The sequence below is a fragment of the Halioxenophilus aromaticivorans genome (assembly GCF_042850945.1).
Lineage (GTDB): Bacteria > Pseudomonadota > Gammaproteobacteria > Pseudomonadales > Cellvibrionaceae > Halioxenophilus > Halioxenophilus aromaticivorans.
Map to the genome: position 1 here is coordinate 1236956 of NZ_AP031496.1, position 15688 is coordinate 1252643.

General features: G+C 52.7%; 14 protein-coding genes. 5 read left to right on the forward strand and 9 right to left on the reverse strand.

Annotated features, from left to right (window positions below; translation table 11 throughout):
* Positions 1-28: 28 nt before the first annotated feature.
* On the forward strand, positions 29-520 hold the full coding sequence (locus tag ACGHM3_RS05440) for a DUF3465 domain-containing protein (RefSeq protein ID WP_345421580.1): 492 nt from the start codon (positions 29-31) through the stop codon (positions 518-520).
* 26 nt (positions 521-546) lie between these two features.
* Here the strand turns inward: ACGHM3_RS05440 and ACGHM3_RS05445 are convergent, their stop codons facing one another.
* A complete protein-coding gene (locus ACGHM3_RS05445; RefSeq protein ID WP_345421577.1) occupies positions 547-1635 on the reverse strand; it encodes a prolyl oligopeptidase family serine peptidase in 1089 nt (362 codons plus the stop codon).
* Positions 1538-2365, reverse strand: a complete 828-nt coding sequence (locus ACGHM3_RS05450; protein WP_345421574.1) for a hypothetical protein — start codon at positions 2363-2365, stop codon at positions 1538-1540. Before ACGHM3_RS05450 ends, ACGHM3_RS05445 begins: the two co-directional genes overlap by 98 nt.
* Here ACGHM3_RS05450 and ACGHM3_RS05455 point away from each other — a divergent pair.
* Positions 2364-2537, forward strand: coding sequence for a hypothetical protein (locus ACGHM3_RS05455; RefSeq protein WP_345421571.1), 174 nt, complete (start codon positions 2364-2366; stop codon positions 2535-2537). The genes ACGHM3_RS05450 and ACGHM3_RS05455 overlap by 2 nt on opposite strands.
* Positions 2538-2648: 111 nt before the next feature.
* Here the strand turns inward: ACGHM3_RS05455 and ACGHM3_RS05460 are convergent, their stop codons facing one another.
* Positions 2649-4670 (reverse strand): prolyl oligopeptidase family serine peptidase, encoded by a 2022-nt coding sequence (locus ACGHM3_RS05460; protein WP_345421568.1) that lies wholly within the window; start codon positions 4668-4670, stop codon positions 2649-2651.
* Positions 4671-4703: 33 nt separating this feature from the next.
* On the opposite strand from ACGHM3_RS05460, the gene ACGHM3_RS05465 reads away from it, so the two are divergent.
* Positions 4704-4856: a hypothetical protein gene (locus ACGHM3_RS05465; protein ID WP_345421565.1), complete on the forward strand. Its 153-nt coding sequence runs from the start codon at positions 4704-4706 to the stop codon at positions 4854-4856.
* Here the strand turns inward: ACGHM3_RS05465 and ACGHM3_RS05470 are convergent.
* Genes ACGHM3_RS05470 through ACGHM3_RS05495 form a run of 6 tightly spaced genes read right to left on the reverse strand, consistent with a single transcriptional unit; the run spans position 4837 to position 10906 of the window.
* Positions 4837-5994 carry a DUF3570 domain-containing protein gene (locus tag ACGHM3_RS05470; RefSeq protein WP_345421562.1) on the reverse strand — a complete coding sequence of 386 codons (1158 nt, stop codon included), beginning with the start codon at positions 5992-5994 and terminating at the stop codon, positions 4837-4839. The two genes, ACGHM3_RS05465 and ACGHM3_RS05470, sit on opposite strands and share 20 nt — an antisense overlap.
* Positions 5994-6218, reverse strand: coding sequence for a DUF4266 domain-containing protein (locus tag ACGHM3_RS05475; RefSeq protein ID WP_345421559.1), 225 nt, complete (start codon positions 6216-6218; stop codon positions 5994-5996). The genes ACGHM3_RS05470 and ACGHM3_RS05475 overlap by 1 nt, the downstream gene beginning before the upstream one ends.
* Complete coding sequence (locus tag ACGHM3_RS05480) at positions 6215-6733, reverse strand: TlpA disulfide reductase family protein (protein WP_345421556.1); 519 nt, start codon at positions 6731-6733, stop codon at positions 6215-6217. Before ACGHM3_RS05480 ends, ACGHM3_RS05475 begins: the two co-directional genes overlap by 4 nt.
* A 35-nt stretch (positions 6734-6768) precedes the next feature.
* Entirely contained in the window at positions 6769-7413 is a 645-nt protein-coding gene (locus ACGHM3_RS05485) for an outer membrane beta-barrel domain-containing protein (protein WP_345421553.1), read from the reverse strand.
* Positions 7383-8174, reverse strand: coding sequence for an SH3 domain-containing protein (locus tag ACGHM3_RS05490; RefSeq protein WP_345421550.1), 792 nt, complete (start codon positions 8172-8174; stop codon positions 7383-7385). The genes ACGHM3_RS05485 and ACGHM3_RS05490 overlap by 31 nt, the downstream gene beginning before the upstream one ends.
* Before the next feature lie 17 nt (positions 8175-8191).
* Positions 8192-10906 (reverse strand): hypothetical protein, encoded by a 2715-nt coding sequence (locus ACGHM3_RS05495; RefSeq protein WP_345421547.1) that lies wholly within the window; start codon positions 10904-10906, stop codon positions 8192-8194.
* Positions 10907-11961: 1055 nt separating this feature from the next.
* Here ACGHM3_RS05495 and ACGHM3_RS05500 point away from each other — a divergent pair.
* Positions 11962-13215, forward strand: coding sequence for a hypothetical protein (locus ACGHM3_RS05500; RefSeq protein ID WP_345421544.1), 1254 nt, complete (start codon positions 11962-11964; stop codon positions 13213-13215).
* A 9-nt stretch (positions 13216-13224) separates the two neighbouring features.
* Positions 13225-15651, forward strand: a complete 2427-nt coding sequence (locus tag ACGHM3_RS05505; RefSeq protein WP_345421541.1) for a LamG domain-containing protein — start codon at positions 13225-13227, stop codon at positions 15649-15651.
* The last annotated feature ends 37 nt before the right edge of the window (positions 15652-15688 follow it).

Sequence of the window (15688 nt, forward strand, 5' to 3'; positions counted from 1 at the left end):
TTTGCGTGTGCAGATTAGAGGGTGAACCATGAGAAAAAATTTAGTAGTGCTTGTGCTGCTAGTGCTTGCAGGCCTGGGCTACATTGAGAAAGACACCGTAATAGCTCTGACCGGTGGCAGTGCCGGCAGTAGTCAGTCTCAGCAAACAGGTAATGCTGGCAACAGCAGTAGCGACACCAGCGACAGGGGAACGGCAATTATCGCCAAAGCCTTTGCCCAACGTCGGAGCGATGTACAGGTAGAAGGGCAGGGCAGGGTTATCAAAGTTCTGCCAGACGATACCAAAGGCAGCCAGCATCAGCGTTTCATTTTGAAGCTCGATAACGGCCAAACACTGCTAGTAGCCCACAATATTGACCTGGCCCCGCGGGTTGCTAACTTAGATGAGGGTGATACCATACGTTTTTTCGGTGAATACGAATGGACCGAACAAGGCGGAGTGATGCACTGGACCCACCACGACCCGCGGGGTAACCACGTAGGCGGTTGGTTAAAACACAACGGCAACACCTACGAGTAAATCAATGGCTCTGACCCCATTGGTTTTTAGGGTGCTGGGTTGTGCTCATCTAGGAATGAGCCCAGGACGGATAATAATTGATGGCGCATTCCGCTAGTTGATAGCCAGTGGTCTTCGCCTTTGAGACCTATTAGGGTCGAAACGACGCCTGCCTTTTTGAGGGCTTTGTGCATTTTTGTGCTTTGTCTTGGAGATACAATGCTGTCGTCTTTGCTGTAGATGAGTAAGGTTGCTGCATTAAATCTATCGGCGAAAAAGTAGGCGGAGACTTCATCCAATCGTTTGAAGGCGTTCTTGTCATCACCAAAAACGCCCTCCCATTGCCTGCGGACTAGCTCTGGCTCGGCGTTGTTTCGAATGCTGCGGTTTATGTGTTGGCGGACATCAGATATGCCGTTTATTGCTATCACGCAACGGTATAGTTCAGGTGTAAGGGCCGCGCCTGCTAGGGCGGCGTACCCTCCGTAGGAGGCCCCAACAATGCACGTTCGTTTGGGGGCGGCGATGCCCTTGCTGGTTAGATAATTAACTCCATCGCTGATGTCATTTTGCATTTCTCGGCCCCAGGCACCGATACCGGCGCGATGAAAGTCGCCGCCAAACCCGGTGGAGCCACGAAAGTTAGGTTGCAAAACGAGATAACCTTTATTCGCCAAAAATTGAGCGAGCCAATCAAAGCCGATGGCGTCATAGGCGTCTGGGCCGCCGTGTGGCAGTACGATAAGAGGTAGGTTTTTACGTTGCTCCGCTGTCTTTTTGTCACTTGGCCAAGTCAGTACGGCGGGAATCTTCAACCCGTCCCTGGCAGGGTAGCGGAACGCAATAACCTCTCCTAAGTCCTCGCTGGCCAGGCTGCTGTAGCCCTTGGTGAGCCAGCGCAATTTGCGGTTTTGGGTATCAAAAAGGTAGTACGCCTCCGGCTCTGAATTACCGCTGACTTTAATAATAAATTGCGTTTTATTCGCCGAGATACTCAAAAGCGCCAGTGAGCTGGAAGGAAAGATATCTTGAATCTCTTCAACCGATGACTGCAGATGTTTTTCTGTAAACTGATAGCTGGGCTGGAATCCAGCGAATTTTACAGCGATGAGTTTGCGATTGACGTCCGTGATCAATATCTTCTTGTTGGTTAGCGATGGGCCATTGATGCTGTTTGCCGCTACTTAACTCTATAGCCAGTACCTGGGTTAGGTTCTGGCTGGTATCCGCAAGTAATAGCGTCTTTTCGTCTTGGCTTAGGGCTTCGCTGGATATCTCAGGCAGATGCGTTTTTTGAGTGAAGATTTTTTCCGCTTTGCCATCGCTGTAGCTGTAGAGTGCGTATTCATTTTTCTCGTGATCAAAATCTTCACGGGCCAGCACGTCTCCCTGAGCGCTAACAAACCAATCGGTGGTTCGCCAACTGCCGGGGGCAGTCAAAACACCTCGGCCAGTCTCTAAGCTAACTTTATACAGGTTGTACCTGGGCGTACTTTTGTTGTCCCAGGCTGGCATAAACACGGAGGCATCGTCTTCGTTAACGCCAATAATTCTGCCAAGGCCCGTCTGCGATAAATACAAATCTTGAGTGCCGAGTAGTAACCGCTTCACTTCTCCGGTGGCAAGGTTAAAACTGAATGCGCCGCTATATTCTAATGGGTTTAGACGACTGTAAAACCGCTGGGTGGAAGAAGCAGGCAGAACGACATATTCGTTAGTCGCAAAATTGATAGAGCGGTTTTTGATTTTATCTCCGGTCCTCTTAACGGTGGTGGCATCTTTTTGTGTGTCATAGACCACAATGAGGTTTTCATCGTTTTCTTGTTGCAACCAAGCGTAGTACCGGCCATTGGGTGAGATCGACATGCTGCGTACCGACGGAATCTTGCTAAATGCTGAGATATCCGCTGCCGCCAATGCCTTGCTATTGCCAGCAAGACCTAACAATACCGTTAACGATAAGGCCAGAGCGCGCCAAATTTTAGCCTTAGGCCATGCGGCGATCGTGGAAAATGCATTGCAGACATTCATAAATTAAAGGAAGTTTATTGTGTTGTATCAATTTCTAGGCCGTCGGCTAAAGCACAATGGCAACACCTACGAGTAAATCAATGGCTCTGACCCCATTGATTTCTGACCCCATTGATTTTTAGGGTGCTGGGTTGTGTTTGTCCAAGTAGGCTTCGATGGTTTTTAATAGCTCTAAGCGCATTTTGCTGGTGGACATCCAATGGTCTTCGCCTTTTAGGGCGACCAGTTTGGAGTCTTTGCCGGCTTTTTTTAGTGCCTTGTGCATTCGGATGCTTTGGACGGGTGCCACTACTGTGTCGTCTTTGCTGTAAATTAACAGGGTGGGTGCGGTGAATTGATCGGCAAAGTAGTAGGGCGATACCGCGTCCAATTGTTTAAATTTTTTATCGTCGCTACCGAAGGCATCCATCCAATAATTGCGTATCCAATCGGTTTGGTAAGCTTGCCTAAGATCTTTTTTAATTTCTTTGCGTATGTCGGAAACAGCATTGATGGCAATGGCGCAGCGATATAATTCTGGGGTGTAGGCGGCTCCGGCCAGTGCGGCGTAGCCCCCGTAGGACGCGCCGAGAATACACACTCGGCTGGGGTCGGCTACGCCTTTGCTCACCAGGTAATTAACACCATCGGTAATGTCATCTTGCATTTCTTTGCCCCATCGACCCTTGCCGGCTTCCTCGTGGGCGAAGCCAAAACCTGTGGAGCCGCGGAAGTTTGGCTGCAATACCGCATAGCCTTTGTGCGCTAAAAACTGCGCCAGCCAGTCGAATCGAATGGCATCGTGGGCTGCCGGGCCACCATGGGGCAGTGCAATCAAAGGTAGAGCCTTGCGCTCTTCGGCAGTGTTGACACCCACAGGCCAAGTCAGTATCGCAGGGATTTTTAAGCCATCGCGAGCGCTGTAGCGAAAGCCGACGACTTCGCCCAGGTCTTTCTGCTCGATATTTTTGTAGCCGTTGGTAAGTCGTTTTAATTGCTTCTTTTTAATGTCGAATGTAAAAAACGAATTGGGGTCAGTATTGCCGGTAATGCGTACTAAAAAGGTATTTTCGTCGGCGGACATGGTTAAAAGGTGCACCGCGCTGGCGGGGAAAATACTCAGTAATTCGTCGAAGGCGGTTTGTAGTTTGGGTTTTTCGAATTCGTAGCTGGGTAAAAAACCGCTGTACTTAACCGCAATTAACCGGCGATTGGTGTCGGTGAGTAGCCTGTCTATGCTTTTATCCTCGCGGTAAAACATGGCCGGGCTGATTTGTCCATCCTGTAAACTCAGCGCGTGTACGGTTTCACCATCGTCATTTTTTTGCACAAACAGTAGGTGTTTTTCATCCCAGGAAACCGCTTGAACCGACATTTGCGGCAGTTTTGTATCATAGCTGAACACTTTTTCAGGTTTGCCGCTTAAATAGGAGTAGAACTCGTGTTTTTCGCGCTTATCGTCAAAATCCTCGCGGGCCAGCACCTCGCCCTTACTATTGACGAACCAATCTATGGTGTGTGATCTCCCGGAGGCGTGCAGTTTGCCTTTGCCGCCTTTTAAGCTGACGCGGTAGAGGTTTCTTTGCGGCGTAGAGCTATCATTAAACGCCGGCATATACGCGATGCTCTTTTTGCTGTTGACGCCAACAATGGTGCCCAGACCGGATTGGGCCGGGTGCAGATCTTCGGTGCCACGTAACAGATGCCGGGTTTTGCGGGTTTTTAAGTCAAAGCTAAAGGCGGCGGAATATTCAAACGAATTCGAATAGCCGAATTGCACGCGGGTATCTGAGACATGCATTATTGCAAAGTCGTCACTGACAAATTCCACATCTCGCGCTTTAATTTTATCGTTAGCGCCAACCCCAAATGGTTGCCCGTCCTCAATGTTGTATACCACCATGCCTTGCATGCCGTCACTTTCTTGCAGCCAAGCAAAATGCTTGCTGTCCGGTGACATCGACATACTGCGGATAAACGGCAAATTACCGTAATCTTCAATGGTGGGTTGTGCTAAAAGGGGCGGGGAGTTGGCTGTAAAAGAAACCAGTACGAAAATAATAAGAGAGCGGAGTGTGATGCGCGTACTGCAGTCGCTGGTTAGAGCAAAAAACACAATAAAGTCCCTGTGGCTGTAATCCTTTGCCAATAATACTAGCATTTAACCGCTCAGTTTGCAGTTTGGCGTACTTAGATGGTGATGGCGATGGCGATGGCGATGGTGATTGAGGCGAGGCGCAGCGAGGGGAAAATGGATTGTGTTGGTATTGAACTGGATCAAAGCTGGCCATCTTTGAAGGATGGCCAGCGAGGCTATTCAGAATTTATTAGTAAAAAACAGAAATAAAGAATCGAATGACGTCGGCATCAAAGCTAAACAAGGGTTCCTCGCCAACGGCGTAGTTGCCATTAAGGCTTTGGGTGGCGTCGCGGAAGTTATCGTAGTCAAACTGCAGCCGGTCGTAGTGCAAATTGAAGGTGGTTCTGTCCACAAATAGCCAGGGGCGTTTGTACTCATAGCTCAAGCCAACGCCCAGTTGGGTGGTGGAAAAAGTGCTGAGTTCTTTGTCTCGGGCGTAGAAGTTGGTGGCGTCTTCAAAGGGCAGTAAATCGCTGTAGAAATCCGCTTGGGTTTGGTCGTGCACGCGGTAGCGCAGCTCCAAGGTTAAACCTTCTACCTGCTTTAGCGGGTGTATGTAGCGCAGCTCGTAGGTGTCTGCGTCTATGCCCCAGCTGTCTCGGTAGAGGCGGTAATCGGCCCGAAGGGAGGCGCGATAGGGTAGGTAAAACATCCCTTTAATGGCGTAGGCATCGCTGTTGCGAGTGCTGGGGTAGAGCTCGGTTTTTCTGCCAACGGCGTCGCCTGTTAAAAAACGTACTTGGCGATAGGGGTTGTTTAAATAGCCCTCGTCCACCACGGATTCTGCGTTCAGCGCAACAATCAGGTTTTTGGTCAATACCTGGGTGAGGCCAAGGCTGTAACGGGTTTGGTCGTTGTACTCTTTAAAGCTGGTGTCGCCGTTTTGGCCGACGATGTTTTCGCCGTAGCTAACGCCCATGGAGAGCGTTGATAGGTCGCCGAAGAAATCCTGGCTAAAGCTCAGGCTGTAGGTGTCGGCTTCGTAGTCGTTTTCGCTACTGTTGGTGTAGCTGGCGCTCATCATGGTTTTGTCGTAGAGGTAATCTGCCCCCACGCTGTATTGTTCTCGTTCTTCGCTGTAGGGCGAGCCGTAGCTCAGTACATCGACGGAGGCACCGGAGACTTCATCCACATAATAATTGCCGTAAACCGAGACGGTATCGGCAACGTTTTTACGCACCAATACCGATGGCCCATCAATTTTTACGTTGTCGCCATCGTAGCTGTGGTAGAGGATGTCGGCGCGGTCTTCGGGCAGTACAGCGGCACCGGCGCTGGTGGCTAATACCAGTGCAACCGTGCCTACAAACAAAGCCCCCAGGGCTTGGATAAAATTGTTCTTCATTAGTTACAACCACAGCCTCCGCCGGCACCACCCTCGGCACCGCGGGCAGCCTCGCGAGCGTCGTACACGTGAATCATATAACTGGCCGATACCTGATCGCGCTCAAAGCTCATGATGGGATCGGCCAGGTTCTGCCGTTCGTAGGGTTTAACCCAAGGTTGCACGGCGCAGCCGGTGGTGAGCAGGGTGCTTACGGCAATGGCGCAGCTCAGCGTTCGCATCATTCTTTGATTAACTCTCTAATTTGGTTGCGGTAGTCCACCTCGTAACCCGGCTTATAGCCGCGGTGTAGGTAGCGCACCTTGCCGCTGCGGTCTACCAAAATGCTGGTGGGCATGGCATCCACGTCAAATAACTCGCTGACCGAGCTTTCGGCGTCGTACAGCACCGGGAAAGTCACGGGGATTTTTTTCAGCATGGCATCGGCCTTGCGCGGGTCTTCGTCGATGGTGATGCCGATAACGTTAAACCCAGCACTGCGATAGCGCGAGTGCAGTTCATCTAAGATGGGCATCTCTTGCCGGCAGGGGCCACACCAGCTGGCCCAAAAGTTGATAAATAGCACTTCACCACGGTGTTCTGCCAGGCGGAAGTTGCCACCGGTTTTCATTTTTAAGGTGAAATCGGGGGCGGGTTTGTTGACCTTGGTGGCGGCAAAGCCTGGTACGGATGAGGCAAGCAAAACCAGCCCTAGGGCAATGGGTTTTACTAAGGTTTTAGCCATGGAGGATGCTGGCATGGGGCAAGAGCTCCTTGTCTGTTCGCGCCAGGGGCTTAAAAGAAAATATTAAAGCCCAGGGTGGTTTCGATATTGTGGGTATCTACAGTTTCGCCAAAGACATCGTGCTCGAACATGTGGTCGCGCACATCGAAGCGAATGCTCAGCCAATCGGCTGGTAGTACCTTAAAACCGGCGCCTATGTTGTAAGTAAAATGTTCTTCATCGGCAAAATCGGTGTTGCCCACACCCGCCAACACGTAAAAGGCCGTGTTAAGTGCCCATTTAGAGCCTACGAAGACTTCGCCTGGGAGCAGGTTGTAGCCGATGGAAAAGTTATAGTAGATCAAATCGCGCTGTTCGTCGGTGAGCAACTGAATGTCGCCGGTGAGCAGTTCATAGCTGGTTTCGTCCAACCGGGTTTGGCCGGCGGAAGCTTCAAAAAAGAAGCTCTCGGTCAAATGGTAAGCCAAGCGCAGGCCGACGACGTCATTGCTGCCAAAATCTTCGATGTTGATCACACCGGCATAGAGGCCTATTTCAAAATCTTCGCTGTCGATGTCGCTTTCTTTGATGGTGCGGCGTTCTACATCGGGCTTAATGATGTCGTCTAGGACTTCTTGTTGAGCATTAACGGCGGGCGCCATAAGGCCTGCCAGCAACGGTAGGCTCAGAAAAAAGCGGTTAAGGCGAAGCGCCATTCGTCAATCTCCTCGTTTTCGTTACGGTCGGTAACCAACTTGTTGTTGTTGTACTGCACTCGAGCCACAAAACGGCTCGTAATATAGCCGTACACGCCGGCACCGGCTTGTATTACCGTATTGGTTCGCTCTTCGGTATCCACCAGGGAGGTGTCCGGGCTAATTTTGATCTCGCCGGTGCCCAGGGTAACAAAGGGCGAAATGCGCCACTCAGGGAAGGGCTGCAGCACGATGTTGGCGGTGTAGCCAAAGGCGTCGGAGAAATCTCCAACCACGTCCACAACGTGGGCTTCCACCGAGATGTTGCGTGTCCAGCGCCAGCCGACGTAGGCGTTAATGGCATCGGCACCGCCGTAATCACCCAGGCCAAAGCCCAGCTCGTAACGGCGGTTTAGGAAGGATTCAAAGGTGGGTGCAGCAAAAGCGATTTGCTCGCCATTAATACCTTGGTTTTGGTTGATATCGGCCACCATGACCCAGCCGGTACGGCCGCGTTTGGTTTTGATTTTGACCCAATCGGTGCGTTTTTTTACCAGTTCTACCTGGTCGCCTTTTTCCAGAGCGTAGGTGATGGGGTAGCCTTTACCGGGGCCGGTGTACACATCTACATAAGACATGGTTATCTCGGCCATGAGCGGTTCTTTCGCCGCTTGGGCGACGCTTGGGACGACAGCCGCCCATAGCAGAAGGCCAATCCCTGTAAGGTTGGCCAAGCTGCGCGTTAGGGCGCTCAGGCTGGCCGGGAATTCAATGTTTAACACTCAGTCGTTCCATCTGTTTAGTTGAGCGGTGCAGCAAACGGATTGTTGTAGTACTGCGCGCCCAAGTCCAGCCATTCTGCAATTAATTTCAGCTCGTCTTGGCTTAACCGGCCCGCGTGGCTTCCGCCCTCAGCGAAGCGATCAAAAAACTCTGGGCTGGCAACCGCGGCGCCGGGGGTTAATGGCCCAGGGTTGCCCACCGAGGTGGTTTGGTACTCGGGCACTGGGTTGCCATTGGCGTCCAGTAGGATGTTGCCATCGGCATCGGTTTGGTAAATCACATTACCATCGCCATCGCGCACCGGGATGGGGTTGCCGTTGCCATCCAGTAGCAGCTCTAAGCGCGGTACCAATACGCCGTCTTCGTTTAGCTCCAGCTCTACATCACCCGCGCCCACGTCTAAAAAGGAGCGGTAGCGGTTGTTGGTATCCAAGGGCGATTGGGTTAATTCCAACTGGCCAGCGGGTACCTGGGCACCACCGTTTTCGTTCTGCGTATTGTGGCACAGGGTGCAGGTGTTATCGACGATGACATTGCCAACATCGTCTAATTCTTGGCGATTAAGATCCCAAATTGGTTGAATATGATCGGGATAGTTGATGGTTACGCGGCATTCAGAGCGCCACTGGCTTTGGCAGACGTCGCTGACTGGCGCCGGCGTTTGTAAATTGGCGTACTGATAGGCAAAGCTCGGATCTTTGGCGCGCACAGTGGGGTTGGTCCATTCATCTTGGTAGATGAGGTCCACGCTCAACCGGCGGATGCCGTTGATGCGGGCCCAGGTTTCAGCCATGGTTTCCCCGGTTCGGGCAATAAGCAGGGGTTCGGTATTGGGGAAGTTGTAGCCGTCCATGGGCGCACCGGGGTTGGTGCTGGCTTGGGTTTCGTCTAATCGGCGCAGGCCGACGTTTAAATCGTGTGATTCAATGGTTTGGCCGGGGCGAGCGCTAAACCAAACACTGGTGGTGCCGCTAACGCGTTGGCCGGCGGCATTGGTAAGCGAAAGCGTCAGTGCCACATCCGTGGGAATCAGCGTTTTAACCGAGCCATCGGGCTCCACCGGGGCGTAGCCCATAATCTCGCGCATTACGTTAGTGTAGCCAAAGGCGGCGTTGGAGAAATCCAGTACCTCTTGGCTGGGTTGGCTCACCGGTTTTTCGATTTTGATAAACCGCGCCGGGCGTTCATCGGCAGAAAATAATGCCGGGTCTGCTAGGGCAGTTACATCGATTTCAGATTCTCCGGCCACCTCATAGACGTTGCGAATGTGCAACACAGCCGCGCCTTCGTTGACCAAATCCTGGTTCAGTTCTACACCGCCTTGGCGATCGGCTAAAAAAGTGTTTTCCGGGCGCACGCCAAACGACACCACATCGGTATACATATAGCCGGGGGTGGGGGCAAACAGCGGTTGTAAGGTCAGGTTTTGCAGGTTGTAGATCCACAGGCCGTAGAGCGGGTCTGCTTCGGTAATGCCTTCTATGGCAAGGTTGCTCGCCACACAACCCAGAATATCTCCGCTCGCTGGATCTTGTAGGCGGCAGTCTGTTCTTGCCACCAGTAGGCGGGGCGTGTCGTCGTAGAGTTCGGTGGCGGCGGAAAAATAGCCGTTGAGCGCGATGGTGGTTGGGTCGTTATCAACGATGACGTCGGCAAAGGCGATGGACTCTTGCCCCGGGGTGGCCGCCGCTACACCGGGCTCTTCACTGATGGGCAGGTAAATATCCTGGCCAATATCACTGTAGTTGTCGTAATCAATGGCCATTAAATCACCGCCCCAGTTGTTGCTTTCGCGGGGGCGTAGAATGGTCAACACGCGGCCATCGGCCAGTATGCGCGGGTCAAAGAAAATTGCCGCGCTGTCATCGTTGCCAGTGTTTTGGCTGTTGTAGCCGTACAGTTCCTGGGTGTCTTGGCCGTCTGGCCGGGTGGTGAACAACGATAACCGGTTGTTGCCGCCTTTACGGTTCCAGCGGTTAAACACAATTAACCCGTTGGGCAAAACTGTTGGCTGTAAATCGTGGCTTTGATTAAAGGTAATTTGTTGTAGGTTGGTGCCAAATTCATCCATTACATGCAACACAAAGCCATCTTCTTGACGGTCATCGGTGAGCGCGGCGTACTGCGGTTTACCATCGTCCAATAAGATGGCTTTGCTGCGCACTTGTCGGTTGGATGAAAATACAATACGGCCATCGGGCAGGTAGGCCGGGCTCACATCTTGGCCATCCTCGGCGGTAATGTCATCGCTGATGATTCGGTTTAATTCATCGGTGGTTAAATCGTATTGCCAAATATTCCAGGTAGGTTGTTCGTCTTCGTCGGCGTCTTCTAGTTCAGGCGCGCGCATGGCAAACAATAATTTTGAGCCATCATTATTGGTGGCTAAATCTTTCACATCGTATTGTGCATCGTCTCCAAACACTCTGGCTGAGAGGTTTATTTCTGCGGCGTTGGCATCGGCGCGATCACGAATAAACAGCTGCGCGCCGGCAATAAACTGGCGAGGGTTTAACGCATCGTTGGCGATGAGCGTTCCGGTTTCTTCGTCCAGCGGTAGGCTGCGGCGAATATACGCAATGGGGATATCCGCAATCACTGCGTCGGCGTCGTCACCGACGCTAGAATTATTGCTTTGGTCGCCGTCGTCTCCGTTGCCGCCGCCACAGTTAATCAGAACCGCACTGGTGGTTGCGAGCCAAAACAGTTTGCTAAAAATGGCCAGCCGCATTTTTAATCTCTCTTTTTCGATAAATTGCGCGATAATTTTGCTCGAAAGGCCATTCAATATTGCTGGCCGTTATTAAGCGCTCGCGCTTGCTTACTTTAGTTATAGGCGCTAGGCCTGTTGTCTGTTTTAAGCGGGCGGCGAATTGTCTTTAAAACGGGATAACAGGTCTGAGGTGTGAGTCACGCTTTACTTTGCGCTTGTTTTACCGTGGCTAATTGCCCGATTATCGGTCACTCACTTGGCCCTTGTCCGTATACCTCTGCCGGTTTACCCCTGCCCGTTAACAGTTGCCCCTATTGAGTTACGCCCCTATCTAAATTCGTTTGCGGAAAACACCCGTTTTGCTTCGGGCTCAACCGTTTGCCTTCCTGCCCCAGTTTTTACTCGTTGAAGGCAAGTTTCTTTGCCGCGCTTTTGGAAATTTTTGTGATGCCTCGTTATGCGTTAAAAAATTTACGTTTCTTAATTTTTGGGCATCTTTCTCAGTTACGACCTCCAGGTTGCCAAATACTGCAGTGGAAAAAATCCAATTTTCTGCAGTCTAATTGCCTCGCTTCAGCCCTCTAATTTAGTGCGCTCTTAAGCGCTGCATTAGTTTTGTATTAGCAACCCAATCGACGGTTTTTGTGCTGGCTATAACCAAAACGCCTTAACATTTTCCGCTTATCAGAAAATTATGTGTTTAGAAAGGTAAACTTGGGACTTGCTTATCATTTTGGCCCACAAAAAGTTCCGTTTCATACACATCCGCCGCGGGCATAATAAACTACAGTGATACCACTGATAAGGAATCCGCCTAGCCACCCGCTTGGTTTTACGAGTTACCGCCGGTTTTTTTATTGGTAGGCCGCAGGCTTTTTTGCCTCTGCCTCCTTAACAACACCCGGTTCTGTTTTTGGTTTGCCATAGTTATTTGCCATAGTTATTTGCCATGGCCATTTGCCACGGTTAATAACCATGGTCGTTTTGTTTTAAACAGCCAGTCAAAACAATCTACGTAAAAACTGAGTGCTATTCAGGGCGGAGCCAAGATACGCACAGAGCTTATTTCTACAATGAACGTTTCCGTTACCCAGTCAGGGAAGCTGACTCGCACCCGGTTGCTTAAAGCGCCGAGTTTGATCGCTGCCACCTTGCTTGGTTGTTTATCTGCCGTCGCTAGCGCCGGTGAATACGAACAAGCCAAACGTATGCACGACCGCCTAGTGGGTGCGCCGGCCACCGAGCCGGTGCTCAACCGCATGGCCGCCGATATTGCCGAGGGCGATGCCGTGGCCGCGGCCTACACCGCCATGGAAGACCCGCGCTTTTATTCGGTAACCGTTAAAAACTGGGTAACCCCCTGGACCAACCGCGACCAAAATATCTTTCGCCCACTGAACGATTATACCGCCACCGTCATCGGATATGTGCGCGATCAACGGGATTTCCGCGGCCTGCTATACGACGACGTCATTTACACCGGCGCAGCCAACCTGGGCTTGCCCGAGTATTCCAACAGCAACAACAGCCACTACGAGCAACTGCAAGCGCAAAATCTGGATTTAAGCGACCCGGCGGTATTGGTAGAAACCGCCCAATCTTCCGTAACCGGTTTACCGGCGGAGGCGACCTCCGGTGTTATTACCACCCGCGCCGCAGCCAGGGCCTTCTTTTACGCCGGTACCAACCGCGCCATGTTCCGCTACACCTTAATGAACCACCTGTGTAACGACCTGGAGCAAGTACAGGATGCCACCCGCGCACCGGATCGCATTCGCCAGGATGTATCGCGCAGCCCAGGCGGTGACAGCCGGGTGTTTTTAAATAACTGCTCCAGTTGCCACAGCGGCATGGACCCAATGGCCCAGGCCTACGCCTATTACAGCTGGAACTACGACACCGAAGCCGACCCCGAGGGCAACGATGGCCAAATCGAGTACCACGGCGCCGGAGAAATAGACCCAGAAACCGGCACCCGTGTGCAGGCCAAATACCACATCAATGCCAATACCTTTCCGTTGGGTTATGCCACTGCCAACGACAACTGGGACAACTACTGGCGCGAAGGCATTAACAAACACCTGGGCTGGGACGAATCCTTGCCGAGCAGTGGCACCGGCGCTCGCAGCATGAACACCGAGCTGGCCCACAGCGAGGCCTTTGCCAGTTGCCAAGTGAAAAAGGTATTCAGCGCCGTGTGCTTGCGCGAGCCTCAAGATGGCAACGACCGAGCCCAAATAGACGCCATGGTGGGCAGTTTTTCGGCCAATAATTACAACGTTAAACAAGTGTTTGCCGAATCCGCAAACTACTGCAAAGGCGAATAGGAGGCAGCCATGAGACATCCATTCGCCGGGCTAGTTGCCCTAGTTAGTGTTCTTTTATTGGCCGGTTGTGGTGGCGGCGGAGGTGGCGGTGCTGCCACCGTTGCCAACCAAGACACCAGCAACGATGCAATCGCCGAGGTGGTTTACAGCGGGCCCAATCCCACCACCACGGACGTACAAAATTACAAAACCTACGTCTGGGACAACCTCAACAGTGGCGAACGTTGTGGCGCCTGCCACACCAACCAAGCGCCCAGCTTTTTGCGCAGTGACGATATCAACCAAGCCTACGCCCAGGCAAATGCTTTGGTGGATTTAAATATACCGGGGGATTCTCGCTTGGTGACCAAAGTGGCTGAGGGCCACAACTGTTGGGAGTCGGTGAGTTCAGTCTGTGCCGATATCATCACCGGCTTTATAGAGTCCTGGGCGGCGGCCTCTGGCAGCGTATCCAACACAATTACACTGACTGACCCCCTGTTAAAAGACGTGGGCGACAGCAAAAATTTTCCCCAGGACGCCTTGGATTTTGAAACCACGGTGTATCCCATGCTCAACACCTATTGCGCAGGCTGCCACAGTGAGGAAGCGGCCACGGGTCAGCAACCGTTTATTGGCAGCAGTGATGTTGCCGTGGCCTACGAGGCGGCCAAAACCCGCATCGACTTAACCACGCCGGGTAACTCGCGCCTGGTATTGCGACTGCGTAACGAGTTCCACAATTGCTGGACGGACTGCATCGAAAACGCCGATGCCTTACAGCTTGCCATTGCCGAGTTTTCCGCCCAGGTGCCAGTGACTTCGGTAAACCCAGAGCTGGTGATCAGCCGGGCTATGGAGCTGTACGATGGCGTAACCGCCAGCAGCGGTGGCCGGGTGGAATCTAACGCCGTGGCGATTTGGGATTTTAGTACCGGTGAGGGTAGTGTGGCCTACGATAAAACCGGCATTGAGCCGGCGTTAAATTTAAGCCTCAGCGGTGACGTGCAATGGCTGGGTGCTTACGGCCTCAGTTTTGGCCCCGGTGGCCGTGCCCAGGCGCTCACCGCCGACAGCGGCAAACTCTACGACATGATCGCCTCCACCGGCGAGTTCAGCTTGGAGGCCTGGGTTGTGCCGGCTAACGTAAGCCAGGAAGGGCCGGCCCGCATCGTCAGCTACTCCGGTGCCGCCGACAGCCGTAATTTTATGCTGGGGCAAACGCTGTATAACTACGACTTTTATACTCGTTCTAGCGTCTCTGATGCCAACGGCAGCCCAGGTTTAAGCACACTGGATGACGACGAAGTACTACAAGCGACATTGCAACATGTGGTGGCCACCTTCCACCCGGTGAGTGGACGCAAGCTGTACGTCAACGGTGAGCTGGTGGCGGAAGACGCCACGGTGGGTAACTTCAATGCCTGGGATAGCAGCTTTGCCCTGGTACTAGGGGCCGAAGTGGACGGCCAATATGGATGGGAAGGCTTAATACGCTTTTTGGCGGTGTATAACCGCGCCATGTCAGAGGAAGATGTGGCCACCAATTTTGATGCCGGTGTGGGCGAGCGTTATTACCTGATGTTCAATATTGAAGAGCATGTGGATGTGCCCCGGGCCTATGTGGTATTTGAGGTCTCCCAATTTGACGACTACGCCTATTTATTTGCCGAGCCGTTTTTTATCTCTTTGGATGCCAACGCCAATATTGGCAATATTAACCTCGAGGGCATGTACCTCGGTGTTAACGGCCGCGAGTCCCCGGTGGGGCAGGCGTTTTCCAACCTATCGGTCAATATCACCGACGCCAGTTATCAGCCGGGCATCGGCCAGCCGCTCTCCGCCGCCGGCACCTTGGTGCCGCTGGAGTTTGGCCCCGGTGAAGATCAATTCTTTTTAAGCTTTGATCGCCTGGCCAATAATCAGTACAGCCGGCCGGAAGCCGAAGCTCCCGCGTTGGCCGAGCAAGCCGACCAAGAGCCCGCGCCCGATATCGGCTTCAAAAACTTCGCTGAAATCAACGAGACCCTGGCCGCCATTACCCAGGTGCCCATTACTGACGCACGGGTAGCGGCGACCTTTTCTACCATAGAGCAACAGTTACCCTCGGTGGAAAACATCAACAGCTTTTTAAGCTCGCACCAAATGGCTGTTACTCAATTAGCGGTAGCCTACTGTAATGCCATGGTTACCGATGCTGGAGCAGGCCTACCCAGCCGCGACGGGTTAATCGACAGCCTGTTAACTGCCATGCTGGCCAACGGTTTGGCCGGCAACGGCGGCGCCACCATCGCCAGCCAACCCGACCCGGATCAGCCCGACGAGAGCGCGGCCAATTCGGTAAGAGATGAATTGGCCAACTTGCACGATCGCATTAGCGCCGCCTCTGGTACCAGTGCAGCGGCCATTGCCACCTGTGCCGCCGCTGCCGGCAGCGCATTGGCTACACTGCAATAAGCCATTGCCGGCGGCCCGGGGTTACCGGGAGCCGGCC